General features: G+C 71.0%; 22 protein-coding genes and 5 tRNA genes. 16 read left to right on the top strand and 11 right to left on the bottom strand.

Going from position 1 to position 25,622, the window contains the following annotated elements; genetic code table 11:
- Nucleotides 1–21 precede the first annotated feature (21 nt).
- From ACZ6AA_RS37475 to ACZ6AA_RS37485, 3 genes are all read left to right on the top strand, one after another.
- Nucleotides 22–711: a TetR/AcrR family transcriptional regulator gene (locus ACZ6AA_RS37475; RefSeq protein ID WP_471462941.1), complete on the top strand. Its 690-nt coding sequence runs from the start codon at nucleotides 22–24 to the stop codon at nucleotides 709–711.
- 9 nt (nucleotides 712–720) lie between these two features.
- Complete coding sequence (locus ACZ6AA_RS37480) at nucleotides 721–1,518, top strand: maleylpyruvate isomerase family mycothiol-dependent enzyme (RefSeq protein ID WP_468483491.1); 798 nt, start codon at nucleotides 721–723, stop codon at nucleotides 1,516–1,518.
- Between the two features lie 114 nt (nucleotides 1,519–1,632).
- Nucleotides 1,633–2,457: an META domain-containing protein gene (locus tag ACZ6AA_RS37485; RefSeq protein ID WP_468453603.1), complete on the top strand. Its 825-nt coding sequence runs from the start codon at nucleotides 1,633–1,635 to the stop codon at nucleotides 2,455–2,457.
- 170 nt (nucleotides 2,458–2,627) lie between these two features.
- On the opposite strand, the gene ACZ6AA_RS37490 is transcribed toward ACZ6AA_RS37485, so the two are convergent.
- Nucleotides 2,628–2,702: a putative leader peptide gene (locus ACZ6AA_RS37490; RefSeq protein WP_380843595.1), complete on the bottom strand. Its 75-nt coding sequence runs from the start codon at nucleotides 2,700–2,702 to the stop codon at nucleotides 2,628–2,630.
- Between the two features lie 186 nt (nucleotides 2,703–2,888).
- Here ACZ6AA_RS37490 and purF point away from each other — a divergent pair, with 186 nt between their 5' ends.
- Nucleotides 2,889–4,415 (top strand): amidophosphoribosyltransferase, encoded by a 1,527-nt coding sequence (gene purF, locus ACZ6AA_RS37495; RefSeq protein ID WP_468453602.1) that lies wholly within the window; start codon nucleotides 2,889–2,891, stop codon nucleotides 4,413–4,415.
- 31 nt (nucleotides 4,416–4,446) lie between these two features.
- Nucleotides 4,447–5,523, top strand: coding sequence for a phosphoribosylformylglycinamidine cyclo-ligase (purM, locus tag ACZ6AA_RS37500; protein ID WP_468453600.1), 1,077 nt, complete (start codon nucleotides 4,447–4,449; stop codon nucleotides 5,521–5,523).
- 164 nt (nucleotides 5,524–5,687) lie between these two features.
- Here the strand turns inward: purM and ACZ6AA_RS37505 are convergent, their stop codons facing one another.
- Together ACZ6AA_RS37505 and ACZ6AA_RS37510 are read right to left on the bottom strand one after the other, a co-directional pair.
- Entirely contained in the window at nucleotides 5,688–5,942 is a 255-nt protein-coding gene (locus ACZ6AA_RS37505; protein WP_190120242.1) for a DUF3073 domain-containing protein, read from the bottom strand.
- 330 nt (nucleotides 5,943–6,272) lie between these two features.
- Complete coding sequence (locus ACZ6AA_RS37510; RefSeq protein WP_468453598.1) at nucleotides 6,273–7,355, bottom strand: Leu/Phe/Val dehydrogenase; 1,083 nt, start codon at nucleotides 7,353–7,355, stop codon at nucleotides 6,273–6,275.
- Nucleotides 7,356–7,591: 236 nt separating this feature from the next.
- On the opposite strand from ACZ6AA_RS37510, the gene ACZ6AA_RS37515 reads away from it, so the two are divergent.
- Together ACZ6AA_RS37515 and bldC are read left to right on the top strand one after the other, a co-directional pair.
- Nucleotides 7,592–8,497 (top strand): DUF8083 family protein, encoded by a 906-nt coding sequence (locus tag ACZ6AA_RS37515; RefSeq protein WP_471462944.1) that lies wholly within the window; start codon nucleotides 7,592–7,594, stop codon nucleotides 8,495–8,497.
- Between the two features lie 558 nt (nucleotides 8,498–9,055).
- On the top strand, nucleotides 9,056–9,262 hold the full coding sequence (bldC, locus tag ACZ6AA_RS37520; RefSeq protein WP_003949541.1) for a developmental transcriptional regulator BldC: 207 nt from the start codon (nucleotides 9,056–9,058) through the stop codon (nucleotides 9,260–9,262).
- Between the two features lie 615 nt (nucleotides 9,263–9,877).
- On the opposite strand, the gene ACZ6AA_RS37525 is transcribed toward bldC, so the two are convergent.
- The 3 genes from ACZ6AA_RS37525 to hrpA form a co-directional block, all read right to left on the bottom strand.
- The gene (locus ACZ6AA_RS37525; protein WP_471462946.1) at nucleotides 9,878–10,150 is read right to left on the bottom strand and encodes a DUF6274 family protein; all 273 of its coding nucleotides are present in this window, start codon (nucleotides 10,148–10,150) and stop codon (nucleotides 9,878–9,880) included.
- 218 nt (nucleotides 10,151–10,368) lie between these two features.
- A tRNA-Asp gene (locus ACZ6AA_RS37530) sits at nucleotides 10,369–10,443 on the bottom strand.
- A gap of 108 nt (nucleotides 10,444–10,551) precedes the next feature.
- On the bottom strand, nucleotides 10,552–14,502 hold the full coding sequence (gene hrpA / locus ACZ6AA_RS37535) for an ATP-dependent RNA helicase HrpA (RefSeq protein ID WP_471462948.1): 3,951 nt from the start codon (nucleotides 14,500–14,502) through the stop codon (nucleotides 10,552–10,554).
- A 269-nt stretch (nucleotides 14,503–14,771) separates the two neighbouring features.
- Between hrpA and ACZ6AA_RS37540 the strand changes: the two genes are divergently transcribed.
- The 3 genes from ACZ6AA_RS37540 to ACZ6AA_RS37550 all read left to right on the top strand — a co-directional run bounded on the left by ACZ6AA_RS37540 (nucleotide 14,772) and on the right by ACZ6AA_RS37550 (nucleotide 16,790).
- The gene (locus tag ACZ6AA_RS37540; protein WP_468453592.1) at nucleotides 14,772–14,993 is read left to right on the top strand and encodes a hypothetical protein; all 222 of its coding nucleotides are present in this window, start codon (nucleotides 14,772–14,774) and stop codon (nucleotides 14,991–14,993) included.
- Between the two features lie 76 nt (nucleotides 14,994–15,069).
- Entirely contained in the window at nucleotides 15,070–15,951 is an 882-nt protein-coding gene (locus ACZ6AA_RS37545) for a DsbA family protein (RefSeq protein ID WP_471462950.1), read from the top strand.
- On the top strand, nucleotides 15,948–16,790 hold the full coding sequence (locus tag ACZ6AA_RS37550) for a cytochrome c biogenesis CcdA family protein (RefSeq protein WP_468453588.1): 843 nt from the start codon (nucleotides 15,948–15,950) through the stop codon (nucleotides 16,788–16,790). Before ACZ6AA_RS37545 ends, ACZ6AA_RS37550 begins: the two co-directional genes overlap by 4 nt.
- A 297-nt stretch (nucleotides 16,791–17,087) precedes the next feature.
- Here ACZ6AA_RS37550 and ACZ6AA_RS37555 read toward each other — a convergent pair.
- From ACZ6AA_RS37555 to ACZ6AA_RS37570, 4 genes are all read right to left on the bottom strand, one after another.
- Nucleotides 17,088–17,161 (bottom strand) — tRNA-Phe (locus ACZ6AA_RS37555).
- 22 nt (nucleotides 17,162–17,183) lie between these two features.
- Nucleotides 17,184–17,258 (bottom strand) — tRNA-Asp (locus tag ACZ6AA_RS37560).
- A 38-nt stretch (nucleotides 17,259–17,296) separates the two neighbouring features.
- Nucleotides 17,297–17,369: transfer RNA gene (locus ACZ6AA_RS37565), tRNA-Glu, on the bottom strand.
- Nucleotides 17,370–17,451: 82 nt separating this feature from the next.
- Nucleotides 17,452–19,011, bottom strand: a complete 1,560-nt coding sequence (locus ACZ6AA_RS37570) for a metallophosphoesterase family protein (RefSeq protein WP_468453587.1) — start codon at nucleotides 19,009–19,011, stop codon at nucleotides 17,452–17,454.
- Between the two features lie 141 nt (nucleotides 19,012–19,152).
- On the opposite strand from ACZ6AA_RS37570, the gene ACZ6AA_RS37575 reads away from it, so the two are divergent.
- From ACZ6AA_RS37575 to ACZ6AA_RS37590, 4 genes are all read left to right on the top strand, one after another.
- Nucleotides 19,153–19,503 carry a metallopeptidase family protein gene (locus ACZ6AA_RS37575; RefSeq protein ID WP_016643405.1) on the top strand — a complete coding sequence of 117 codons (351 nt, stop codon included), beginning with the start codon at nucleotides 19,153–19,155 and terminating at the stop codon, nucleotides 19,501–19,503.
- Nucleotides 19,504–19,697: 194 nt separating this feature from the next.
- The gene (locus ACZ6AA_RS37580) at nucleotides 19,698–20,267 is read left to right on the top strand and encodes a hypothetical protein (protein WP_471462952.1); all 570 of its coding nucleotides are present in this window, start codon (nucleotides 19,698–19,700) and stop codon (nucleotides 20,265–20,267) included.
- A gap of 309 nt (nucleotides 20,268–20,576) precedes the next feature.
- On the top strand, nucleotides 20,577–22,892 hold the full coding sequence (locus tag ACZ6AA_RS37585) for a DEAD/DEAH box helicase (protein WP_471462954.1): 2,316 nt from the start codon (nucleotides 20,577–20,579) through the stop codon (nucleotides 22,890–22,892).
- A 145-nt stretch (nucleotides 22,893–23,037) separates the two neighbouring features.
- Nucleotides 23,038–23,113, top strand: a tRNA-Lys gene (locus tag ACZ6AA_RS37590).
- Nucleotides 23,114–23,199: 86 nt separating this feature from the next.
- On the opposite strand, the gene ACZ6AA_RS37595 is transcribed toward ACZ6AA_RS37590, so the two are convergent.
- Complete coding sequence (locus tag ACZ6AA_RS37595) at nucleotides 23,200–24,558, bottom strand: NAD(P)-binding domain-containing protein (protein WP_471462956.1); 1,359 nt, start codon at nucleotides 24,556–24,558, stop codon at nucleotides 23,200–23,202.
- Nucleotides 24,559–24,670: 112 nt separating this feature from the next.
- Between ACZ6AA_RS37595 and ACZ6AA_RS37600 the strand changes: the two genes are divergently transcribed.
- Both ACZ6AA_RS37600 and ACZ6AA_RS37605 read left to right on the top strand, forming a co-directional pair.
- A complete protein-coding gene (locus ACZ6AA_RS37600) occupies nucleotides 24,671–25,039 on the top strand; it encodes an ArsR/SmtB family transcription factor (protein ID WP_468453579.1) in 369 nt (122 codons plus the stop codon).
- Nucleotides 25,040–25,086: 47 nt separating this feature from the next.
- Nucleotides 25,087–25,560: a GNAT family N-acetyltransferase gene (locus ACZ6AA_RS37605; protein WP_471462983.1), complete on the top strand. Its 474-nt coding sequence runs from the start codon at nucleotides 25,087–25,089 to the stop codon at nucleotides 25,558–25,560.
- Nucleotides 25,561–25,622: the final 62 nt, after the last annotated feature.

The raw sequence follows: 25,622 nt of genomic DNA on the forward strand, positions 1-25,622 counted from the left end.
TCATCCTGGTATCGTCCGGCCATGGCAGCACGAGAAGCCGCACCCGCGGGCGAGCCCGCAGCCTCTGACCAGGGCAGTCGCGCGCCCGGCCTGCGGGAGCGCAAGAAGCAGCAGACCGCCGCGCGGATCTGGCAGGTCGCGGTGGAGCTGTTCGTCGAGCGCGGCTTCGACAAGGTGTCCGTGGCGGAGATCGCGGCCGCCGCCGACGTCTCCAAGATGACCGTCTTCAACTACTTCGGTACGAAGGAGGACGTGCTCCTCGGCCCCATGGAGGAGCACGTCGCGGACGCCGCCGACGCCGTGCGCGACCGCGCCCCGGGCGAGTCCGCCGCCGAGGCCCTGCGCCGCCAGCTGCTCGACCTCATCGAGGCCAGGGACCCGTCCGTCGGCCTGAGCGACAGCGCCCGCACGCTCCAGGTGCTGCGTCTGATCACCGAGACCCCCGTCCTGCTGCACCGCGCGCACGCCTTCCACCTGCGCCGCCAGGAGCTCCTCGCGGACGTCCTCGCGGCGGAGACGGGCGACGCGGTCCTCGCGGAGGTCGCCGCGGCCCAACTGATCGGCGTACGCAACGCGGTGTTCGCCGAGGTGCACCGCCGCCGCGTCGCCGACGCCCCCCTCGACCAGGTCGCCGCCGACGCCGCGCGCCTGGCCAGGGACGCCTTCGCGCTGGTGGAAAAAGGACTCAGCGGCTACGCGGTCAAGGCTTAGGCTCCCCCCATGCCACCGGCCAAGAAGCGCACCCGCAGCTACGACCCGACCAAGATCCGCACCGCCGTGCTCACCCAGTTCGCCACGGTGCGTGCGGCCGTCGCGGGCCTGACCCCGGAGCAACTGGCCGCGCCCACCCGGCTCGGGGACTGGACCGTGCGCGAACTGGCCGCCCACCTCACGCTGGTGCTCGGCTCCGTCGCCCGCTACCTGGACGCGCCCGAGCCGGACAAGCTCGAAGTGCCGCTCCAGGACTGGCCGTTCCGCACGTCCTCGGCCGCGGGCCAGGTCGACGAGGACGCGCACGCCGTCGTCGACGCGGACTCCGACCTGGACGCCCTGTTCGCGGGCGCCCTCGACCGCCTCGCGGAGACCCTCCCCGACGCCGCCGACACCCGCCTCGTGCCGTCCCGCTTCGGCGGCATGACCCTCGCCGACTTCATGGTCACGCGCACCGTCGAACTGATCGTCCACACGGACGACTTGAACGACGCGCTGCCGGGCCTCGACGTGCCGTACGACCGCCAGGCCCTGGCCGCCTGCACCCGCCTCCTTGCCGACGCCCTGGCCACGAAGGCCCCCGGCGGCTCGGTGGAGGTCCGCGTCCCGCCGTACGCCGTGGTCCAGTGCGTCGAGGGCCCCCGGCACACCCGCGGCACCCCGCCGAACGTCGTCGAGACCGACCCGCTGACCTGGATCAGGCTCGCCACGGGACGTACGACATGGGCGGCGGCCCGCGAGGCGGCACAGGTCAGTGCGAGCGGCGAACGGGCCGATCTGGGCGGGCTGCTGCCGATCATGTCGTGACGGGTGGGGCGCGAGTGCCGTGACCACCGGCGGGACCCGCGTGCCCGGCGCCGGCGCGCGCGGAGGGAACCGGACCCGGAGCCGCCCCGTCACAATGACATGTACAAGCAGCGTGTGACCCAGACCCTCACCGTCCTCGCCGCCGCCGGGCTGCTCGCGGCCTGCGGCTCTGAGTCCGGCTCCGGCGACGACGGCCCCGACAAGGCCGGATCGGGCAACTCCGGCTCCGGCAAGGGCGGCGGCCCGGATTCGGCCCTGACCGGAGTCCGCTGGAACGTCGACAGCCTCACGGTCGACGGAAAGAAGAAGACGGCCCCGGAAGGCGCCTATGTGAAGTTCGGCGGCAAGGGCACCGCCGCGGGGAACTTCGGCTGCAACGGCTACGGCGCCAAGGCCGCCGTCAAGGGCGACACCGTCCACTTCGAACCGGGCCCGCACACCGAGATCGCCTGCGACGCGCTCGACTTCGAGAAGAGCCTCGCCCGCGCCATGGACGGCAAGCTCAAGGCCCAGGTGGGCGACGAACGCCTGACCCTCACGACCGCCGACGGCGACCGCATCGCCCTCAGCGCCGAGGCCGGGGCGCCCCTGAAGGGCACCGAGTGGACGGTGACGTCCGTCGGCACCGGGGACACGACGACCTCCCTGCCCAAGGGCCTCGACGACAAGATCAAGCTCACCTTCACCAAGGACGGCGCGGTCCGCGGCAACCTCGGCTGCAACGACGTCACCGCGAACGCGGCCGCCGCCGACGGCAAGATCACCCTGGGCCAGCCCCGGGCCACCCGCAAGATGTGCCCCGGCGACGTCATGCCGACCGAGCGCGCCCTCATGAAGCTCTTCGGCGGCAAGGCCTCCTACAAGCTGGACCACCGCACCCTCACCCTCACCGCACCGGACGGCAAGACGACGGCGAAGGCGCAGGCCCCGGCGGCCTGACCGGGCGGCGGCCCGCGCCGACGCCCCGGCGACCGCCACCCCACCGGCGAAGGCCCGCCGGGGCAGCCGCGAAGCTGCGGCGAACTCCGGCGAACGGGATGATTCGGACTCGTACGAAGACACGAAGCACCCCTGAACAGGACAGCCGGAGAAGGCGGGGGGAAGAGCGTTCAGGCGGTGCGCGGACAGAGGGCGCTTGCTACCCGGACCAGGTCGACGTGGCGGCGCTCCACAAGGAACTGCATGAATCAGGAGCCTCAGCCAGGGGGTGAAATCCCGTCAATGCCTTGTCGCCGCTGTTCACGAGGCCTTCGTACGATCGCAGCAATGGGCCCTCGGGAAGCCGCCCGCACTAGGAGCGCGCTTACGTTCCGTACAGGCCCCGTATCCCCAATTCGGACCAGTGGTCGATCTCGCCTACACTCGGTGGCGTGCCACGTGGTGACGGTCGACTCAATCACGATCTGCTCCCCGGCGAGAAAGGCCCCCAGGACGCTTGTGGCGTCTTCGGTGTCTGGGCTCCGGGTGAAGAGGTCGCAAAGCTCACGTACTTCGGGCTCTACGCCCTCCAGCATCGGGGCCAGGAATCCGCGGGAATCGCGGTCAGCAACGGCTCCCAGATCCTCGTCTTCAAGGACATGGGGCTTGTCTCCCAGGTCTTCGACGAGACCTCCCTCAGTTCCCTCCAAGGACACATCGCGGTCGGTCACGCCCGCTACTCCACGACGGGAGCGTCCGTCTGGGAGAACGCCCAGCCCACCTTCCGCGCCACGGCCCACGGCTCCATCGCCCTCGGCCACAACGGCAACCTGGTCAACACGGCGCAGCTCGCCGAGATGGTCGCCGACCTGCCCAAGCAGGAGGGCCGCACCACGCGCGTGGCGGCCACCAACGACACCGACCTGCTCACGGCCCTGCTCGCCGCCCAGACGGACGCCGACGGCAAGCCGCTGACCATAGAGGAAGCCGCCGGTGTGGTGCTTCCCCAGGTCAAGGGCGCCTTCAGCCTCGTCTTCATGGACGAGCACACGCTGTACGCGGGCCGCGACCCCCAGGGCATCCGCCCGCTGGTCCTCGGCCGCCTGGAGCGCGGCTGGGTGGTCGCCTCCGAGAGCGCCGCGCTCGACATCTGCGGTGCCGCCTACGTCCGCGAGATCGAGCCGGGCGAGTTCATCGCCATCGACGAGAACGGCCTGCGAACGTCCCGATTCGCTGAAGCGAAGCCCAAGGGCTGTGTCTTCGAGTACGTCTATCTGGCGCGCCCCGACACCGACATCGCGGGCCGCAACGTCTATCTCTCGCGCGTCGAGATGGGCCGCAAGCTCGCCGAGGAAGCCCCGGTCGACGCGGACCTGGTGATAGCGACCCCGGAGTCCGGCACGCCCGCCGCCATCGGGTACGCGGAAGCCTCGGGGATCCCTTTCGGCGCCGGGCTGGTCAAGAACGCCTACGTCGGCCGGACCTTCATCCAGCCCTCACAGACCATCCGTCAGCTCGGCATCAGGCTGAAGCTGAACCCCCTCAAGGAAGTCATCAAGGGCAAGAAGCTGGTGGTCGTCGACGACTCGATCGTCCGCGGCAACACCCAGCGCGCCCTGGTCAAGATGCTCCGCGAGGCCGGTGCCGCCGAGGTCCACATCCGGATCTCGTCGCCGCCCGTGAAGTGGCCGTGCTTCTTCGGCATCGACTTCGCCACCCGCGCCGAGCTGATCGCCAACGGCATGAGCATCGAGGAGATCGGCACGTCGCTCGGCGCCGACTCGCTCTCCTACATCTCCATCGACGGCATGATCGAGGCCACCACCATCGACAAGCCGAACCTCTGCCGCGCCTGCTTCGACGGCGAGTACCCGATGGACCTGCCCGACCCGGAACTCCTCGGCAAGCAGCTCCTGGAGACCGAGCTCGCCGCGGGACCGGCGGCCACGGCCGCGGCCGACGCGATCCGTCGCCCCTGAGCCCATTCATCGACCCGAAAGATCCCAGGCAATGTCTGAGACCCCCGTTGGTGCCTCCTACGCGGCGGCCGGCGTCGACATCGAAGCGGGCGACCGCGCCGTCGAGCTGATGAAGGAGTGGGTGAAGAAGACGCAGCGCCCCGAGGTCGCCGGCCTCGGCGGGCTCGGCGGCTTCGCCGGCCTCTTCGACGCCTCCGCCCTGAAGCGCTTCGACCGCCCGCTGCTCGCCTCCGCGACGGACGGCGTCGGCACGAAGGTCGACCTCGCGCGCAAGCTCGGTGTGTACGACACGATCGGCCACGACCTCGTCGGCATGGTCGTCGACGACATCGTCGTGTGCGGCGCCGAACCGCTGTTCATGACCGACTACATCTGCGTCGGCAAGGTCCACCCGGAGCGCGTCGCCGCGATCGTCAAGGGCATCGCCGAGGGCTGTGTCCTCGCGGGCTGCTCCCTCGTCGGCGGCGAGACCGCGGAGCACCCGGGCCTGCTCGGCCCGGACGACTTCGACGTGGCGGGCGCCGGCACCGGCGTCGTGGAGGCCGACCGCGTGCTCGGCGGCGATCGCATCCGTAAGGGTGACGCGGTCATCGCCATGGAGTCGTCGGGTCTTCACTCCAACGGGTACTCGCTGGTGCGGCACGTGCTCTTCGACCGCGCCGGGATGTCCCTGGAGCAGGAGGTCGAGGAGTTCGGCCGCACGCTCGGCGAGGAGCTCCTGGAGCCCACGAAGATCTACTCCCTGGACTGTCTGGCGCTGATCCGCACGGCCGAGGTACACGCCTTCAGCCACGTCACCGGCGGCGGCCTCGCGGCGAACCTCGCCCGGGTCGTCCCGGACGGCCTGCACGCCACCGTGGACCGCTCCACGTGGACGCCGGGCGCGGTCTTCGACCTGGTCGGCCGCGCGGGCCGGGTCGAGCGCCTGGAGCTGGAGAAGACCCTGAACATGGGCGTCGGCATGATCGCCGTCGTGCCCCAGGAGTCGGTCGACGTGGCCCTCACGACCCTCGCCGACCGCGGTGTGGGCGCCTGGGTCGCGGGCGAGATCACCGACCGCGGCGACCACGCGTCCGGCGCCGAACTCACCGGCGACTACGCGAAGTAGCCCGGTAGCCGAAGTGGCTCCGGGCGGCTCCGCGGGCGGCGAGTAGCCCCGTGGACAGCACAAAACCCGGTCCGGCGGTGTTCCCACCCCGGGCCGGGTGAAGTGCGGTCGCTGTCAGAACGGCGCGATGGGCGCGAACTCAGCGCTGTGCTGCTACCGCGAGGTCAAGCGCCGCGGCGCTGCGACGAGGGACCGGACTGGTCGTCCTCGTCGTCCTCGTCGTCGTTGTACAGATCCGCGTACTGCGCGTACGGGTCGTCTTCCTCGTCCTCGTCCTCGAACGGCTCGCCATTCGGCGGCTGCTGCGAAGTCGAAGCGCCCAGCTCATTGGCCAGACGCGACAGGTCAGTCCCGCCGCTGTTGTACTTCAGCTGGCGGGCGACCTTTGTCTGCTTGGCCTTGGCCCGGCCGCGCCCCATGGCTCGACCCCCTCGGTATCGGGGCTTCATGGCCCCAGAGTCTTGACACGCGTTCATGATCTGGAACGGACTCTCCATGGAGAGACCGGTCCGTAGGGCTTCCACGGTACCTGCTCCTGCGGCCATACGGTACGTCGCCCGCAGGACGCGCCTAGGCGCACGACTGGCAAGGTGCCCTTTCCTCGCTGGTCAGCTGCGATTTTAACCTCTTCTTGGCAGGCGACCCGCCGACGGGGGTGAGTCTTGTCTCCCGAGGGCGTCGGCGGGCCGTGATCCGGCGTCGAATCGGTGCCGCGCGCACACGTTCCGTCGGTGCGCGTCAGCGGTGCGTCACGGGCGGCGGGCCTCCGCGATGCGCTGCTCGGCGATCCGGTCGGCCGCCGCGGCGGGCGGAATCCCGTCCTGCTTCGCACGTGCGAATATGGCGAGCGTGGTGTCGAAGATCTTCGACGCCTTCGCCTTGCACCGGTCGAAGTCGAAGCCGTGCAGCTCGTCGGCGACCTGGATGACACCGCCCGCGTTCACCACGTAGTCGGGCGCGTAGAGGATCCCGCGGTCGGCGAGGTCCTTCTCGACGCCGGGGTGTTCGAGCTGGTTGTTGGCGGCGCCGCACACCACCTTCGCGGTGAGCTGCGGCACGGACGTGTCGTTCAGGGCGCCGCCGAGCGCGCAGGGGGCGTACACGTCCAGGCCCTCGGTGCGGATCAGGGTCTCCGTGTCGGCGACCGCGGTGACCTGGGGGTGCTTGCTGGTGATGCGCAGCAGCGAGTCCTCGCGCACATCGGTGATCACGACCTCGGCGCCGTCCGCGAGCAGGTGCTCCACGAGGATGTGGCCGACCTTGCCGACGCCCGCGACGCCGACCTTGCGGCCGCGCAGCGAGGGGTCGCCCCACAGGTGCTGGGCGGAGGCCCGCATGCCCTGGAAGACACCGAAGGCGGTGAGCACCGAGGAGTCGCCGGCGCCGCCGTGCTCCGGGGAGCGCCCGGTGGTCCAGCGGCACTCGCGCGCGACGACGTCCATGTCCGCGACGTACGTACCGACGTCGCAGGCCGTCACGTAGCGGCCGCCGAGCGAGGCCACGAAGCGGCCGTAGGCGAGGAGCAGCTCCTCGCTCTTGATCCGGTCCGGGTCACCGATGATGACCGCCTTGCCGCCGCCGTGGTCGAGCCCGGCCATGGCGTTCTTGTACGACATCCCGCGCGCGAGGTTCAGGGCGTCGGCGACGGCCGCTTCCTCGGTGGCGTAGGGGTAGAAGCGCGTGCCGCCGAGGGCGGGGCCCAGGGCGGTGGAGTGGATGGCGATGACGGCCTTGAGACCGCTGGCGCGGTCCTGGCAGAGCACGACCTGCTCGTGACCCCCCTGTTCCGAGTGGAACAGGGTGTGCAGGACGCCGTCGGTTACATCGGTCACGGTGGTGACTCCCGGTTGCGTAGCGGCGGTTGGGCGGGGTTCCCGTGCGGGTGGCGGGCCCCGTTTGCCATGAGGGTAGAGCCTCGTGGTGCCCGGCCGCCGCAGGGTGGTCGGCATGACTCTGTCCGGTCCCCGCGCGGGTCACTCTCCCGGGCCGCAGGACGGAGAAGGGCACTGTTCGGCCATGGCACGATTTGCAGTGTTTTCCAGTCGCTCGGCGGGGGAGGGGAGGAGCCGTGCCCAAGGTGTCCTCGGTGATCGTCCCGTACGCGTCGTACTTGCGTGTGTATGAGCCCCTCGCGGCCTTCCCGGAGCCCGAGCGCGGCCACTGGGCGCGCTACGCCCGCCGCCGGGAGCGCCCCTCGTACCAGGACGAACTCCGTCGTTCCCTGGCCGATTTGGTGCCCACGCCGCCCATCCCGGTGCCCGTGCACGAGAGCGGCGAGGCGTTCGTGGTGGAGACGGACGGCGTGGTGTGCGTCTGCCCCTGGCGGACCCGGCTGCGCGGCTGGCAGGCCCTCGGCGAGCTGAGCGGGCAGCTGCCCGCGCCGGTCCTGGACGCCGTCCTGCCGCCGGTGGTGCGCCGCCAGGCCACCGCGGACTACGAGCAGTGGCTGGCCCGCAACCCCGACGCGCGCCCCTGGATCCGCACGGCGACCTGGCACGTGCCGCTGAACTGGTTCGTCCTGGTGGCGGACGAAGAGCGGGTGTACGAGCGCGGCTACGAAGACGAGGGCGTCGGGGGCGTCGGGGCCGGTGCGGATGCCGAGGGCGCGGAGGCGGCCGCCGGGGCCGGGGTGCCGGTGCTGCGGTACCGCACGCCCATGGTGCAGGCGCGGCGCCGGGTGGCGCGGGGCCTGAAGGCGCTGCGGGACGCGATGGACGAGGGGTCGCTCATCGACGGCCTGGTGGACGTCGGGCGGTGGCTGGAGGAGTTCCACCCGCGCTCCCTGGTGGAGCTGGACTACGGCGGCCTGGTGCACGCGCTGCCGGACGAGCTGCTCGACGAGGACCACTCGGCGGCGGACGTGGCCGCCGGGATCGAGGCGCTGCGGGCCGGTGACGGGGTGGGGGCCGGCGAGGCGTATGCGAGGCTCGTGGAGCGATGGCGCGCGGTGCGGGAGCGGCAGTTCTCGAACTGACCGCCGCTCCGGCCCCGGACTGATCGCCGCTCCGGTTTCGAACTGACCTCCGCCCGGTTCCCGGGCCGGGTGACGCTCGGGCCTGCTCTCATGGAGAGCGCTTGTCCCGGTGGCGGGACGTAGGTCCCGATCCGGGCCTTTGCCTCAAGCGTGATGGACCGCACTTAACTGACCCTTGCGCCGATCGGCCTTCCTCATGCCAAAATAGGACAAGGAGTCCGGAGAGGGCTCCTTCCGTTCAACTATGGGCGGAATGCTCTGCATTGCACGCTATGGGGGGTCTGTTGACTCCTGATCGCTCTGTGACTGATCGTCACTGTGGCGTGACTGTCCGCTATGGCATGGTCCATCGGCTTCCGTCGCGGATGGACACCTGGGAGGGCAATTCCATCGGTTTGGCCGACGCGGCTGGACGGATGGTGTAGTTGTAGTGCCGAGGACAAGCCGTTCGTCCTATAACCGACTCGACTCGCGTCCGCCATTTCGGGCAACGCGGGTCAAGGTGCAGAATTTAGAGGAATGAACCGAGAAGGTTCGGTTCTCCCGAGGAGGCCGCTCATGACCGCTCGCACCCCTGATGCCGAGCCGCTGCTGACCCCGGCTGAGGTCGCCACGATGTTCCGCGTCGACCCCAAGACGGTCACGCGCTGGGCCAAGGCTGGCAAGCTCACGTCGATTCGCACGCTCGGCGGGCACCGCCGTTACCGCGAGGCTGAGGTCCGCGCTCTGCTGGCGGGTATCCCCCAGCAGCGCAGCGAGGCCTGAGCACGGCGTTTGTGAACTAAACAGCAGTTAGCAGTACACATCGGACGATGAGTACGACCGCTGCCGGGTCCCCCAACCTGGCCGTAACGTCCGACATATAGCTACACACGACACGGGACCCGCCCCAACGGGCCCCACGCCTGATCATTCTGGGTGCGTCGTAGATCGCGCTGGACTCCGCCGGGTCCAGCGCGATTTTTCATGCCCGCGTGACCGGGGCGCCCCTCGGTGCGCGTCGCGCGCGCGGGGGCCGCTCGCCGTCCCCCGGGTGGGTGCGCGCTGTTGGGGGCCTCTGTGAGCCGTCCTGTTGATCCCTGGGGGACCCTGTCGGGCGGACCCTGCGGGGTCGGGGGACGTGCCGTCAAGGCGGCGCGTCAGGTGGTGCAATTGCACATATTAGATTGACCTGTTGTAGGGCAGGTGTAAGTTCCGGGGTTTCTAAAACTCGTTCGGTGACTACCGTCACACGAACCGTGGCTTGTTGCCCTGACCGCCCGTGCGCTAGAGGAGGCGAAGCGCGTCGACGCCCGGGCAACTCCCCGGCGACTCCCGGGAGAACACTCCCGCTCTCCGCTCAGCTTCCCACCCGGCGGGTGTGGTGCGCCTCGGCTTTGGTCATGCCTTGGGAGGACTTTCGCCCTCGCGTTGCTCAGGGGGCTCGGCGCCCTCGGGGGCCTCAGGAGCCTCGTGGGCCTCGTGGGCGTCCAGGGCGGTGTCGCGGCTCTCCGTGGCGTCACGCGGGTCGCCGGAGGGCTCCATGGCGAGGCGCAGGAGTCGGTGGCAGATGGGACAGTGCCGGGTCAGGTGGCGGTAGCTGGTGGCCGCCGCGAGATGGGCGCGCAGCAGCGCGCGGGTCTCGTGCCGTGCGGACGCGGGGTATGCGGGCATGCGCCACCTCCTCGGGAGCGTGCGGCTCACTCCCTGTTGTCCGGGGTACCGGCGGAATGTGACGCCGTCAACCCCGCTGCGCACGGGCTTGCGAGCCGCGCTGTGGACGAAGACCCCGCTCGGGTACGGCCTGCAACGCAGTGAGACTCGCACCGTCGCGGGTGCGGGCCAACGCAGTGAGGCCCGCACCCTCACGGGTACGGGCCTCACGGCAACTGCGGTCCTGACGGGATTTGAACCCGCGGCCTCCACCTTGACAGGGTGGCGAGCACTCCAAACTGCTCCACAGGACCAGGTTTCGCAGCTCCGATTGTTGCTCTGGGCTGCGAGAAAAGACTGTACAGGAGGTCGGCTCCCTGGTCGAACTCGCTCTGTGTGAGCGGCTCGTCACAGCCGTAGGGCTACGGGGCCGCCGCGTCGATGGCCTTCACGATGCGCTTGTCCGAGACGGGGTACGCCGTGCCGAGCGCGTGCGCGAAGTAGCTGACGCGCAACTCCTCGATCATCCAGCGGATGTCCAGGACCTCACGCGGCACGGGCCGCCCCTGCGGCAACTGCTCCAGGAGCCACGCGTACTCGTCGCGCATCTCGCGGACCTTCTCCATCCGCGTGGTGTCCCGCTGGACGCTCGTCGGCATCTGCTGGAGCCGGCGGTCGGCGGCGACCATGTAGCGCATCAGGTCGGGCAGCCTGCGCAGCCCCGTCTCCGTGACGAAGCCGGGCTTGACGAGGGCGTCGAGCTGCTCCCGCACGTCCGCGAGGTTCGCGAGCAGCGCCGGGCTCCTGGTGGACTTCAGGCGCCGCTCGCAGGCCTGCCAGGCGGCGAGGACCTGCTGGACCTGCGCGACGGCGTGCACGGTCGTGTCGACGATCTCGGCGCGCACCTTCTCGTACAGCTTGCGGTACGACTCCTCGTCCCACGCGGGCCCGCCGAAGTCCGCGATGAGCTTGTCCGCGGCGGCGCGCGCACAGTCGTCGAAGAGGGCCTGCATGGAGCCGTGCGGGTTCGCCGACAGGGCGAGCTTCTGGGCGTTGGTGAGCTTGTCCTGGGCGAACTTGGCCGGGTTGACCGGGATGTTGCGCAGGATCAGCCGGCGCGTGCCGCGCCACATCGCGCCCGTCTGCTCCGCCTCGGTGTCGTAGAGGCGTACGGAGACGGTGTCGCCGTCGTCGACGAGGGCCGGGTAGGCCTTCACGGGCTGGCCCGCGCGCCGGGTCTCGAAGACGCGGGAGAGCGAGCCGATGGTCCAGTCCGTGAGCCCGGTCCGCTCCACGGACTCGCCGCCGGAGCGCTCGGCCGTCGCGGCGGCCGCCTGCGACAGGGCCTTGCGGGCCTTCGGCTTGAGCCGGAGCTTCAGGGCCTGGAGGTCCTTGTCCTCGGCCAGCTTGCGGCGCCGCTCGTCGGTCACCCGGAACGTGATCTTCAGATGGTCCGGTACGCGGGTCAGGTCGAAGTCGTCGCCGTGCACGGGCACGCCGACCATCTTCTGCAGCTCGCGCCCGAGCGTGACGTGCAGCGGCTCCTGGAGGGGCGTGGCCCGCTTCAGGAACTCCTTGGCGTAGTTGGGCGCCGGGACGTAGTGGCGGCGGATCGGCTTCGGCAGGGAGCGGATCAGCTCGGTCACGACCTCCTCGCGCAGGCCGGGGATCTGCCAGTCGAAGCCGTCGGGCGAGACCTGGTTGAGCACCTGGAGCGGGATGTGGACGGTCACGCCGTCCGCGTCCGCGCCCGGCTCGAACTGGTACGTCACCTTGAACTTCAGCGGCCCCTGCCGCCAGGAGTCCGGATAGTCCTGCTTCGAGACGTCGCCCGCGCGCTCGTTGATGAGCATGGACCGCTCGAAGTCGAGCAGCTCCGGCGCCGAGCCTCCTTCGTGGAGCTTCTTCTTCCACCAGGAGTCGAAGTGCGCCCCCGACACCACGTCCTCGGGCACCCGCTGGTCGTAGAAGTCGAACAGCGTCTCGTCGTCGACGAGGATGTCGCGGCGCCGCGCGCGGTGCTCCAGCTCCTCGACCTCGGTGAGCAGCCGGCGGTTGGCGGCGAAGAACTTGTGGTGGGTGCGCCAGTCACCCTCGACCAGGGCGTTGCGAATGAAAAGGTCCCGGGAGACCTCGGGGTCGATCCGGCCGTAGTTGACCTTGCGGTCGGTGACGATCGGGACGCCGTACAGCGTCACCTTCTCGTACGCCATGACGGCCGCCTGGTCCTTCTCCCAGTGCGGCTCGCTGTAGGTGCGCTTGAGCAGGTGCTGGGCCAGCGGCTCGATCCACTCGGGCTCGATCCGCGCGTTGACGCGGGCCCACAGCCGGGACGTCTCGACCAGCTCGGCCGACATCACGAACCGCGGCGGCTTCTTGAACAGGGCGGACCCGGGGAAGATCGCGAACTTGGCGCTCCGCGCACCCAGGTACTCGTTCTTCGCGCCGTCCTTCACGTCCTTCATGCCGATGTGGGAAAGGAGCCCCGCCAGCAGCGAGAGATGGACCTGCTTCTCGCCCGCGTCGTCGTCGTTCAGATGGACGCCGAGCTGCTTGGCCACCGTGCGCAGCTGGGTGTAGATGTCCTGCCACTCGCGGATCCGCAGGAAGTTCAGATACTCGCGTTTGCACATGCGGCGGAACGCGGAGGAGCCCAGCTCCTTCTGCTGCTCGCGCACGTACCGCCACAGGTTCAGATACGCGAGGAAGTCGGACGTCTCGTCCTTGAAGCGGGCGTGCTGCTGGTCGGCCTGCGTCTGCTTGTCGGCGGGGCGCTCGCGCGGGTCCTGGATGGACAGGGCCGCCGCGATCACCATGACCTCGCGGACACAGCCGTTCTTGTCGGCCTCCAGGACCATCCGGGCGAGGCGCGGGTCCACGGGGAGCTGGGCGAGCTTGCGGCCCTGCTGCGTGAGGCGCTTCTTCGGGTCCTTCTGGGTCGGGTCGAGGGCACCCAGCTCCTGGAGGAGCTGCACGCCGTCCCGGATGTTGCGGTGGTCCGGCGGGTCGATGAAGGGGAACTTCTCGATGTCGCCGAGCCCGGCCGCGGTCATCTGGAGGATGACGGAGGCGAGGTTCGTACGCAGGATCTCCGCGTCCGTGAACTCGGGGCGGGAGAGGAAGTCGTCCTCGCTGTACAGCCGGATGCAGACGCCGTCCGACGTACGGCCGCAGCGGCCCTTGCGCTGGTTGGCGCTGGCCTGGCTGACCGCCTCGATGGGCAGGCGCTGCACCTTCGTGCGGTGGCTGTAGCGGGAGATGCGGGCGGTGCCCGGGTCGATGACGTACTTGATGCCCGGGACCGTCAGGGACGTCTCGGCGACGTTGGTCGCCAGGACGATTCTTCGCCCCGTGTGCTGCTGGAAGACGCGGTGCTGCTCGGCGTGCGAAAGGCGGGCGTAGAGGGGAAGCACCTCGGTGAACCGGTAGTTCTTCTTGTTCAGCGCGTCCGCCGTGTCGCGGATCTCGCGCTCGCCGGACAGGAAGACCAGGATGTCGCCCTTGCCCTCGCCCTGGAGCTCCTCGACGGCGTCCGTGATCGCGGTGATCTGGTCGCGGTCGGGATCGTCGTTGTCCTCCTCCAGGAGCGGGCGGTACCGCACCTCCACCGGATACGTCCGGCCGCTGACCTCGACGATCGGCGCGTCCCCGAAGTGCCGCGAGAAGCGCTCCGGGTCGATCGTCGCGGAGGTGATGACCACCTTCAGGTCCGGGCGCTTCGGCAGCAGCTGGGCGAGATAGCCCAGCAGGAAGTCGATGTTCAGGGACCGCTCGTGGGCCTCGTCGATGATGATCGTGTCGTACGCGCGCAGCTCGCGGTCCGTCTGGATCTCGGCGAGCAGGATGCCGTCCGTCATCAGCTTCACGTACGTGCCGCCGCTGACCTGGTCCGTGAAGCGGACCTTCCAGCCGACCGCCTCGCCGAGCGGCGTGTTCAGCTCCTCGGCCACCCGCTCCGCGACCGTGCGGGCCGCGATCCGGCGCGGCTGCGTGTGCCCGATCAGGCCGCGCACGCCCCGGCCCAGCTCCAGGCAGATCTTCGGGATCTGGGTCGTCTTGCCCGAGCCCGTCTCACCCGCGACGATCACGACCTGGTGGTCGCGGATCGCCGCCAGGATGTCGTCCTTCTTCTGGCTGACCGGCAGTTGCTCCGGATACGTGATCGCGGGCACGCCGGTGGCGCGGCCCGCCATACGGGCCGCCGCCTTCTCGACGTCGTCCGCGATCTCCGTGAGAACGGCGGCACGGGCCTCGGGCTTGCGGATCCGGCGCGCACCTTCGAGCCGCCTGCCGATCCGGTGCTCATCGCGCAGCGAGAGCTCCGTCAGGCGGGGGGCGAGGGCGTCGAGGGTGAGGGCGGGCTGCGTAGACATACGCGGTCCAGGATCTCACCCGGTGCTCGGGAACGGCCAACCGATTTCCCGTGGGGCACGGGGGAACACGTACGATTCCGGGCATGTGGTCCCGGGCCCGGCTTGCGTGGTGCCCCCTCGTGGGGGTGCTGGTCGTCGTGCTCGGGCTCGGGGTGCTTTGTGGGGTGGCTGGGGCTGGCGGGGTCGCTGGGGCCGCTGGGGCCGGTAAGCCTGTGGGGTCCGTTGCGGGGCAGGAGCAGGCACCTGTTTTCGCTGCCGAGGGCCAAGGCGTGCCCGGGTGCGGGCAAGGCGGCGACAAGGGTGACGGGCAGCGGCCCGCCGCTCCGCCGCGGTCCCCCTCCTCGTACGAGCTGCTTCCCGCTCTCTACGACACTCGGGGCGCCGCCGTCGCCTGGATCTCCGACCCGGCCGTCCTGACCGTCTCGCCCGGCCGCGCGCCGCCCGCGCTCGTGCCGCCCTCGCCGATAGACCTCTCCGTTCTGCGCGTGTAGGAGGCCCCTGTCCGTCTCAGGGGTCCCTCAGCTACGTCTACGTACGCACCACACGCAACAGGAGCAGTGCATCACCATGTCGTCATCCACGGGCAAGTCCTCCGCGTCCAGCAGCAAGGCAGCCACCAGCAAGGCGTCCACCAGCAAGGCGGCCGCCCGCGCTCAGCAGGCCGCGCGTGAGAAGGCCGCCGCCCGCAAGAAGAAGAACATCGCCGTCGTCGCCGGTGTGGTCGCCGTCGCCGCGATCCTCGGTGTCGCCTCGTACACCGCCTCCAAGCCCGGGAAGGCGTCCACCGCCACCGCCGAGAAGTCCTCCGGCTCCGGCGACTCCGCCGCATCCCCGCGCGAGGGCGTCTACCCCGAGCTGGCCGCCCTCGCCCGCCGCGACGCCAAGGACCCGCTCGCCCAGGGCAAGGCCGACGCGCCCGTCGTCATGATCGAGTACGCCGACTTCAAGTGCGGCTTCTGCGGGAAGTTCGCCCGGGACACCGAGCCCGAGCTCGTCAAGAAGTACGTCGAGGACGGCACCCTGCGCATCGAGTGGCGGAACTTCCCGATCTTCGGCGAGGACTCCGAGCGGGCCGCGCGCGGGGCCTGGGCGGCCGGCAGGCAGGGCAGGTTCTGGCAGTTCCACGAGGCCGCGTACGCGGACGGGGCCAAGGAGAAGGGCTTCGGGGACGGGCGGCTGAAGGAGCTGGCCCGGGAGGCCGGGGTCGGGGACGTCGAGCGGTTCGCGCGGGACGCGGGGAGTGCGGCTGCTCGGGCCGCCGTGAAGAAGGACCAGGAGGAGGGGTACAAGCTCGGTGCCACCTCCACGCCGTCCTTCATCGTCAACGGGCAGCCGATTGCCGGGGCGCAGCCGGATGCGGTGTTCGAGCAGGCCATCGACGCGGCCAAGGCCGAAGCGGCGAAGGGCGGGGCGGGCAAGGGTGCGGCGGGCAAGGGTGGCTCGAAGTGAGTGCCGATGTCGGGTACTTTGCCGCGTTCCTTGCGGGGCTGTTGGCCCTCGTGAGTCCGTGCAGCGCGCTGTTGCTGCCCGCCTTCTTCGCCTACTCCATCGACTCGACCTCGCGTCTCCTCGCCCGTACCGGGATCTTCTACGCCGGGCTCGCCACGACGCTGGTGCCGCTCGGCGCCGCCGGGTCCGTGGCCGGGCGGTTCTTCTTCGGGCACCGGGAGCAGTTGGTGTTCTGGGCCGGGTGGCTGATCATCGCGCTCGGTGTCGCGCAGGTCGTGGGCCTTGGCTTCGCCTCGCGGCGCATGGCCGAGCTGTCCGGGCGGATCCGGCCCACCACGGCTGTGTCGGTGTACGCGCTGGGGGCTGTGTACGGGCTTGCCGGGTTCTGCGCCGGGCCGATCCTCGGGAGTGTGCTGACCGTGGCGGCCGTGAGCGGGAGCCCCGTGTACGGGGGCGCTCTCCTTGCCGTGTACGCCCTGGGGATGGCTGTGCCGCTGTTCGTTCTCGCTGTGCTGTGGGAGCGGTTCGAGTTGGGGCGGCGGCGGTGGCTGCGGGGGCGGGTGTTCCGGGTGGGGCGCTTTGAGCTCCATACGACGTCGGTGCTGTCCGGGCTGTTCTTCGTGCTGCTCGGGGGGTTGTTCCTGGCGTACGACGGGGCTGCGGCGCTGCCGGGGTTGCTGGATGTGGACGACTCGTTCGCCGTGCAGGAGTGGGCGGGGCGGCTCGGGGACGCTGTGCCGGACTGGGCGATGCTGGTGGGGGTTGTCGTGGTGGTGGGGGGTGCGGTGCTGTTGCGGCGCCGCAGGGCCGGTGCCGCCGAGGCCGACGTGTCCGGCTAGCCGGGGGTCGTTTGGGGTTGCGGTCCTTTCGCCCTCTGTCCGGTTGGGGGGGGGCGGGGCCGTGCCGGTATGTCCGTGCTCGCGTGTGCGTCGTCCCTGACGTTCCCTGTACGCCCCTCGTGGTGGGCCGAGCTGCGCGCGGACATACCGGCACGGCCCCTCCGGTTCGGTTTGCGGGGATCGGTCCGGTGGGGGTTCCCGGTTCGGCCGACTGTCCGGTGGGGGTTTCTCGTCCGGCCGCCTGTGGGGAGAGGGGGAACGGCGAAGGCCCCGTCCGGGGACGGGGCCTTCTGGAGGTGGCTGGGGCCGGGATCGAACCGGCGACCTATCGCTTTTCAGGCGATCGCTCGTACCAACTGAGCTACCCAGCCACTCGGCTCTCGCGAGCCGTAGCGGTCCTGACGGGATTTGAACCCGCGGCCTCCACCTTGACAGGGTGGCGAGCACTCCAAACTGCTCCACAGGACCAAGCGTTGTGCGAGCACAAGTCTCGCACAGGTGTTGCGTGCCCCCAACGGGATTCGAACCCGTGCTACCGCCTTGAAAGGGCGGCGTCCTGGGCCACTAGACGATGAGGGCTAAGAGGCCCGCCGTGGGCGCTTTGCAGCGCGTCGGGGACGTGAGAAGCATATGGGATGGGGGGAGGGATCGCCAAAACGGTTTACGAGGGCGGGACCGGGGGCGGCGTCGAGGGGTCGGCCCCGGGCTGGTTCTCCTTGGGGAGATGGCGGCTGACCTCGGCCTTCGTGAGGCCGAGCCCGCCCAGTTTGATCTCGTCCCAGGCCTGGAGGCGTTTGGTGGCGCGGTCCAGGTAGAGGACGGACGTCTCCACCGGGTCGGGGTGTTCTCCCTCGACCGCGCGCAGCCCGCTGCCGCCCGTGGAGCCCTCGACGCGCAGCCGGGTGCCCTCGTCCATGACCTCCATCTCCTGGCGGTGCACATGGCCCGCGAGGACGAGCGGCACCGTTCCGTCCGTCTGGCGTGCGGCCGTGGGGTTGTGGGTGACGGCGATGTCGACCGGTGTGCCCCTGGCGGCCTGCTCGCGGAGCGATGCGGCGAGGTTGATGCCCGCCATCTCCTCCACCGGGTTGCCCTCCTGCTTCACCGAGCGGTCCGGTGTGAACTGGGGGTCCCCGATGCCCGCGAAGCGCAGCCCGGCCACGTCGAGGGGCTTGCCGCCGTCGAGGACGTGGGTGTTCTTGAGCTTCTTCAGATAGCGCTGCGTCGCGAACGAGTCATGGTTGCCGCGCACCCACACGTAGGGCGCCCCCAGGTCCTCGATCGGGTCGAGGAAGGCGTTCTCGGCGGCGGTGCCGTGGTCCATGGTGTCGCCGGAGTCGACGATGACGTCGATCTCGTACTGCTCGACGAGCGAGGCGACGATCTTCCAGCTGGCCGGGTTGAGGTGGATGTCCGACACGTGCAGGAGGCGGATCGTGGACGGGTCCGGCTCGTACGCGGGAAGGGTGGACGTCACGTCGTACAGCTTCGTCACGTTGGTGACCAGGCGTGCCAACTCCCGCTGGTAGACGTCGAATTCGCTGACGATGTTGCGGGCGTTGCCGACCACGGAGGGGGCGCTGCTCAGCAGGCCCGAGAACTTCGGCTCCAGGACCGACTTGGGGTTCCAGGTCGCGTACGCCGCCACGCCGGAGGCCGCCAGGAGCGCGAGCGCGAGGCCGCCCGCCGCCAGCGCCCTGCGCGGTCTGCGGTACACCGCGAGGCCGAGCGCCGTGGCACCCGCGACCACGGCCGCGCAGGACCGCACCGCCAGGTCGAACGTGCCCGTCACGACGTCCTCCGCCACCTCCTCCTGCATCCCCGAGATCCGCTCCGGATGGTCCACGAGGGCCTCCGAGCGCACCGGGTCCAGGCGGTCCACCTCCACGTCCAGGCGGATCGGCGCCACGTGCGAGTTCAGCTCCAGGGCGCCGAGCGGCGACACGTCGATCTTCGTGCCGCCGGTCAGGGACGGGCGCAGCTGCATGCGCGTGTCCATGGGGCCCACGGACGTACGTACGCTGCCGACGATCAAGAGCCCCAGCCAGGCCCCGAGCAGCACCACCGCCACCAGGCCCACCGCACGGCCGAACGGGTGCGGGGTGCTGGTGAGGTTCGTGGTGGGGGGCGGGTGTGCCGCGCGGTAGCGGCCGACGAGAGCGGTCGTCGCCCCGCGCAGGCCGCGCAGGTTCCGCAGAACGACCGTGACGTCGCGCCCCATTGGGCCCGTATGCCCATGCGCGGTGGTGGCTATGCCCGCGCCGGGCGGTCGCCCTGCCCGTCGGGGCGCGGGCGCCGGCTCGTGCGCGGCCGTTCCCGGCCGGGGCGGCGGCGGGCGCGGGGCGTGGCGGACAATGGGCGTGTGCTGGAGATGACGCGCGAGGAGTTCGAGGAACTGGTGGCCGAGGCGCTCGACCGGATTCCGCCCGAGCTGACGCGGCTCATGGACAACGTCGCGGTGTTCGTCGAGGACGAACCGCCCCGCGACGACCCCGAGCTGCTTGGGCTGTACGAGGGAACTCCGCTCACCGACCGCGGGGAGTGGTACGCCGGGGTGCTGCCCGACCGCATCACCATCTACCGGGGGCCCACCCTGCGGATGTGCGAGTCGCGCGAGGACGTCGTCGCCGAGACCGAGATCACCGTGGTGCACGAGGTCGCGCATCACTTCGGGATCGATGACGAGCGGCTGCACGCCCTCGGGTACGGCTGAGGTCCCGGGGGCCCGGGAGGTTCCGGGGGCTTCAGGGGGCTGCCGGGGGCTTCGGACGTCGGTCCGGTGCGGTCGGTTTGAGGCTTCGGTCACAGGTCGGGTGCGGGCGCGGGGTTTCCGTGTCCTCTTGTGGGGCGCGGGAGTTGGGCAGGTCGTTCCTTCCTTCCCCCCAGCGCCTTCGGAGGTGCTCGGCCGTGCGCCATGTGTACGTTTCCGTTCGGTGGGCCGCGGCCGTGGTGGCCGTCGCGGCCACCGCGGGCTGTATGAGCATCGGCGACGACGGGAGCGGCGCGCCCGCCCCCGCACGGTCCGCCGGTGAGCGGAGCGGGGCCGCCGCCCCCGACGGGGGGTCCGTCACACCCGGTGGCTCCCGCGGCGACGGGCGCGCTGAAGGCGGCCGGGGCGGCGAGAAGGGCGGCAAGGGCGGCAAGGACGCCAAGGGCGGCGAGAAGGACGGCGGCAAGCACGGCAAGAAGCCGGACGCCGGACGCGGGAAGGACGCCGTGCCGGACGACGAGCCCTCGAAGGGCGGCTCCGGCGGCGGCTCGACCGTCGAGCCCACCAGCGACGGCGGCAAGCCCTCGCCGACCCGTACGCGGCCGGGGCCCCGGCCGACCCGGAGCACACCCGCCCCCGACCCGACGTCCGCGACGCCCACGCCCACGCAGGAGCCGACGTCCCCGGAGCCGTCGTCGTCCGCCCATGGAGGGGTGGGGGAGCCTGCCGGGCGGGGGGAGCCTTCGCCTGAGGCTGGGCCTGCGTAGGGGCTTTGTTCGGGCGGGGGCGCCGTGGACGGGGGCGGGGCTTGTGACGGCTGTCGCTTGGCCCCGCGTGGGGGTGTGGAGCCGTCGTCGAGGCCCTGGGAAAGCCCCGATATGGTGGGCGTTTGCCAATTGGGGTGGGGGGTGCGTATGGTGGTAGATCGTTTGATCCCATTTGCCCGGCGCCGACACAGAAGAGCGCCGCGTGGCGCGTACTCTCCCTTGCCGTGGCTGACCGCATAGAGGCGGTCCATTGCGAAATCACGGAGTTGACGGGCGCGTGCCGAGACTCCGGAAGGTTTCGCATTTCGCATGTCCATTTTCAGTTCTGACCACGCCGTCCTGCCCGAGAACGAGTCGGTCGAGGCCGTCGAGAGCGACGCCGTAGCGGTTGTCGCCGAGGCCGTGGAGACCGTCGAGTCCGCCGAGGACGTCACCGAGGTCACCACCGACGCCGTCACCGAGGCCACCGAGCCCGACGCCGACGCCGAGCCCGAGATCACCTTCGGTGACCTGGGCCTGCCCGACGGCGTCGTCCGCAAGCTCGCCCGCAACGGCGTGCACACCCCGTTCCCGATCCAGGCCGCGACCATCCCGGACGCCCTGGCCGGCAAGGACATCCTCGGCCGTGGCCGCACCGGCTCCGGCAAGACCCTCTCCTTCGGTCTGCCGACCCTGGCGCGCCTCGCCGACGGCCACACCGAGAAGAAGAAGCCCCGCGCGGTCATCCTCACCCCGACCCGCGAGCTGGCGATGCAGGTCGCCGACGCCCTCCAGCCCTACGGCGACGTCCTCGGCCTGAAGATGAAGGTCGTCTGCGGCGGTACGTCGATGGGCAACCAGATCTACGCCCTGGAGCGCGGCGTCGACATCCTCGTCGCCACCCCCGGCCGTCTGCGCGACATCATCAACCGCGGCGCCTGCTCCCTGGAGAACGTCGAGGTCGCCGTCCTCGACGAGGCCGACCAGATGTCCGACCTGGGCTTCCTGCCCGAGGTCACCGAGCTGCTCGACCAGGTCCCGGCCGGCGGCCAGCGCATGCTGTTCTCCGCCACGATGGAGAACGAGATCTCCACGCTGGTCAAGCGCTACCTGACCAACCCGGTGACGCACGAGGTCGACAGCGCCCAGGGCAACGTCACGACCATGACGCACCACATCCTGATCGTGAAGCCCCGCGACAAGGCGCCGGTCACGGCCGCCATCGCCGCGCGCAAGGGCCGCACCATCATCTTCGTCCGCACCCAGCTGGGCGCCGACCGCATCGCGGAGCAGCTGCGCGACGCCGGTGTGAAGGCCGACGCGCTGCACGGCGGCATGACGCAGGGTGCGCGTACGCGCACGCTGGCCGACTTCAAGGACGGCTACGTCAACGCCCTCGTCGCCACCGACGTCGCCGCCCGCGGCATCCACGTCGACGGCATCGACCTGGTCCTGAACGTGGACCCGGCCGGCGACCACAAGGACTACCTGCACCGCTCCGGCCGTACCGCTCGCGCGGGCCGCTCCGGCACGGTCGTGTCCCTGTCCCTGCCGCACCAGCGCCGCCAGATCTTCCGCCTCATGGAGGACGCGGGCGTCGACGCCTCGCGCCACATCATCAACGGCGGCGGTGCCTTCGAGCCCGAGGTCGCCGAGATCACCGGCGCCCGCTCCATGACCGAGGTCCAGGCCGAGTCCGCGGGCAACGCGGCCACCCAGGCCGAGCGTGAGGTCCGCGACCTCACCAAGGACCTGGAGCGCGCCCAGCGCCGCGCCGCCGAGCTGCGCGACGAGGCCGACCGCCTCACCGCCCGCGCCGCCCGCGAGCGTGGCGAGGACCCGACGGCCGCGGTCGCCGCCGTCGCCGAGGCCGCCGACGCCCCCGCCGAGACCGAGGGCGAGACCGCCGCGGTGTCCGTGCCGGAGCAGCCGGTCGCCGAGCGCGACGCCGAGCGTCCCGTCCGCGAGGACCGTCCCTCGTACGAGCAGCGTCGTCCGGCCCGTGACGAGCGCGGCAACTACGAGAAGGAGCGCCGCTCCTTCGACCGTCGTGACGACCGCGGTGGCGACCGTGGCGGTTTCAACCGCGACCGTCGCGACGACCGCCGTGACGACCGTGGCGGCCGCTCCTTCGAGCGCCGCGACGACCGTGGCAACGGCGGCTTCAACCGCGACCGCCGTGACGACCGCGGCGGCTTCAACCGCGACGACCGTGGCGGCTTCCGCGGCGGCTTCAACCGCGATGACCGCGGCGGCCGTTCCTTCGACCGTCGTGACGACCGCGGTGGCGACCGTGGCGGTTTCAACCGCGACCGTCGTGACGACCGCGGTGGCCGTTCCTTCGAGCGCCGCGACGACCGTGGCAACGGCGGCTTCAACCGCGACCGCCGTGACGACCGCGGCGGCGACCGTGGCGGCCGTTCCTTCGAGCGCCGCGACGAGCGGGGCGGCTTCCGCCGCGACGACCGCCCGTCCGGCCACCGGGGCAGCGACCGCCCGTTCAACCGCGACCGCCGCGACGACCGCCCCGCCGGCGGCCACCGCGCGGGCGGCCACGACCGCCCGTCGTACAACCGCGGCTCCGGCTCCGGCACCGGCTCCTTCGGCCGCCGCGACGACAAGCCGCGCTGGAAGCGCAACGGCTGACGCCGTCTGAGCAGTGACTGAAGGCCCGTACGACGTACACGTCGTACGGGCCTTCGCCACACCACGGGCCCCCGGACGGGATACCCGATCGGATGCCGGGCCCCGTCCGGCTATGCTCATGGGTGCGCCGACACTGTGTCGGCGAGGACCGTTAGCTCAATTGGCAGAGCAGTGGACTTTTAATCCATTGGTTGTGGGTTCGAGTCCCACACGGTCTACCAGGAGCGGGAGAGGGCAACCCCCTCTGACCTGCTGAGCGGCGTCCGGGTCGGCCATGGCCGACCCGGACGCCGCTTTTTCGTGTGGTTCAGCAGCCGCCGGCGGCAGCGCCGGGGCCGCCGATCCGCAACGCGTCCGGGGACCCACAGCAACCGCCGGTGTCCTCCGCCTGGGCGGTGGGCTCGTCGAAGAGGCCCGCCCCGCCGCAGACGCCGGTCTCGGGCAGGGTCAGTTCGACGCGCTCAGCCGCGTCCTGGTCACCGGCGAGCGCGGCGGCGATGGATCGGACCTGTTCGTAGCCGGTCATGGCGAGGAAGGTCGGGGCGCGGCCGTAGCTCTTCATGCCGACCAGGTAGGCGCCCTGCTCGGGGTGGGACAACTCCTTCACGCCGTGGGGGTAGACGGTGCCGCAGGAGTGGACGTTGGGGTCGATCAGGGGGGCCAGTTCGACCGGTGCCTGGAGGCGCTCGTCCAGGCCGAGGCGGAGTTCGTCGAGGAAGGACAGGTCGGGGCGGAAGCCGGTGAGGCCGATGACCTCGTCGACCGGGTCGAGGCGGCGGCCGTCCTCGCCGACCAGGACCAGTTGGGCGCCGGACTTCTCGACGGCGGTGGTGCGGAATCCCGTCACCACGTCCGCGTGGCCCTCGTCCACGGCGGCCTTGGCGGCGAGGCCGAGAGCGCCGCGGGCGGGGAGCTGGTCGTCGGCTCCGCCGCCGAAGGTGGAGCCGGTGATGCCGCGTCGCAGGATCCACACGGCGTGCGTGCCCGGTGCTTCCTTCGCGAGGTCGGCCAGGAGGGCTAGGGCGGTGAAGGCGGAGGCGCCGGAGCCGACGATCGCGGTGCGCTTGCCCGCGTAGCGCGCACGGACGGTGGGGTCCTTGAGGTCCGGGACGCGGTACGAGACGTGGTCGGCCGCCGCGCGTTCGCCGAGTGCGGGCAGGCCGTCGCCACCGAGGGGGCCGGGGGTGGCCCAGGTGCCGGATGCGTCGATGACGGCGCGGGCGAGAATGCGCTCCTCGCGGCCGTCGCCGCGCAGGATGTGGAGGGTGAAGGGCTGCTCGTCGCGGTCGGCGTCGACGACGCGGTCGCGGCCGGTGCGGGAGACGCCGGTGACGCGGGCGCCGAAGCGGACTCGCTCACCGAGGACGTCGGCGAGCGGCTGGAGGTACTGCTCGGCCCAGTCGCCGCCGGTGGGGTACGCGGCGCCGTCCGGCCTGGCCCAGCCGGTGGGGGCCAGGAGCTTCTCGGCGGCCGGGTCGGTGACCTCGGCCCAGGGGGAGAAGAGGCGGACGTGCGCCCACTCCCGTACGGCGGCGCCCGCGGCCTCTCCGGCCTCCAGGACCAGCGGTTCAAGGCCGCGGTCGAGCAGTTGGGCGGCGGCGGCGAGGCCGATGGGGCCGGCGCCGACGACTGCGATCGGCAGGGTGGCGGAGGTGTTCTCGCTCATGACGTGCTCCAGGAGGAGGGGGGACGTCGATCTTCTTCTGATTCGACGTTCGTCAATATGGCTGATGTCCCGGAGCTTGCCTCATCGGTTCGATGGATGTCAATATTGACGCATGTCGAAGTCGAGCGTGGTGGAGCTGTGCGTCGTGGACGAGGCGGTGGCGCCGTGCTGCCCGCCGCTGACGGAGCGGCCCCTGACGGCCGAGGAGTCCGAGCGGACCGCGAAGATGTTCAAGGCGCTCGGGGACCCGGTCCGGCTGCGGCTCTTCTCGTTGGTCGCCTCGCACGAGGGCGGCGAGGCGTGCGTGTGCGACATCTCCGATGTCGGCGTTTCGCAGCCGACCGTCTCCCACCACCTGAAGAAGCTCAAGGAGGCCGGGCTGCTGGCCTCCGAGCGGCGCGGGACGTGGGTGTACTACCGGGTCGAGCCGAGCGTGCTCGCGGCGATGGGCCAGTTGCTGGCCCTGCCGACCACAGCCTGAACAGACCATGGGGGAGTCGAGTGAGCAACAGCGCCGTCGTGGTTGCGATGCGGGCGGAGCACGCTGAGCAGGTCCTGGCGATCTATCAGGCCGGGATCGACGAGCGGAACGCCACGTTCGAGATCACGGCGCCGTCGTGGGAGGCGTTCGACGCCACCCGGTTGCCCGAGCATCGCTTCGCCGCGCTCGACGAGAGCGCGGCGGTGCTGGGGTGGGTCGCCGCCAGCCGGGTCTCCGACCGGTGCGCGTACGCCGGGGTGGTCGAGCACTCCGTCTACCTCTCTCCATCGGCTCGCGGCCGGGGCATCGCCGGGGTGCTGCTGAGGGCTCTGATCGCGTCCACGGAGGCGGCCGGGATCTGGACGATTCAGTCCGGGATCTTTCCGGAGAACACCGCGAGCCTGGCTCTGCACGAACGGGCAGGTTTCCGGGTCATCGGCACCCGGGAGCGGATCGGTCGGCATCACGGCCTCTGGCGTGACGTCGTCCTGGTCGAGCGCCGCAGCCCCGCCATCGGCTGACGGCCGCAGGCACGGCGGGGCACAGCACCCGGGATCCCTGATGGGCATGGTCGCCCCGGGCC

This window comes from Streptomyces sp. NPDC040610 (assembly GCF_055594065.1).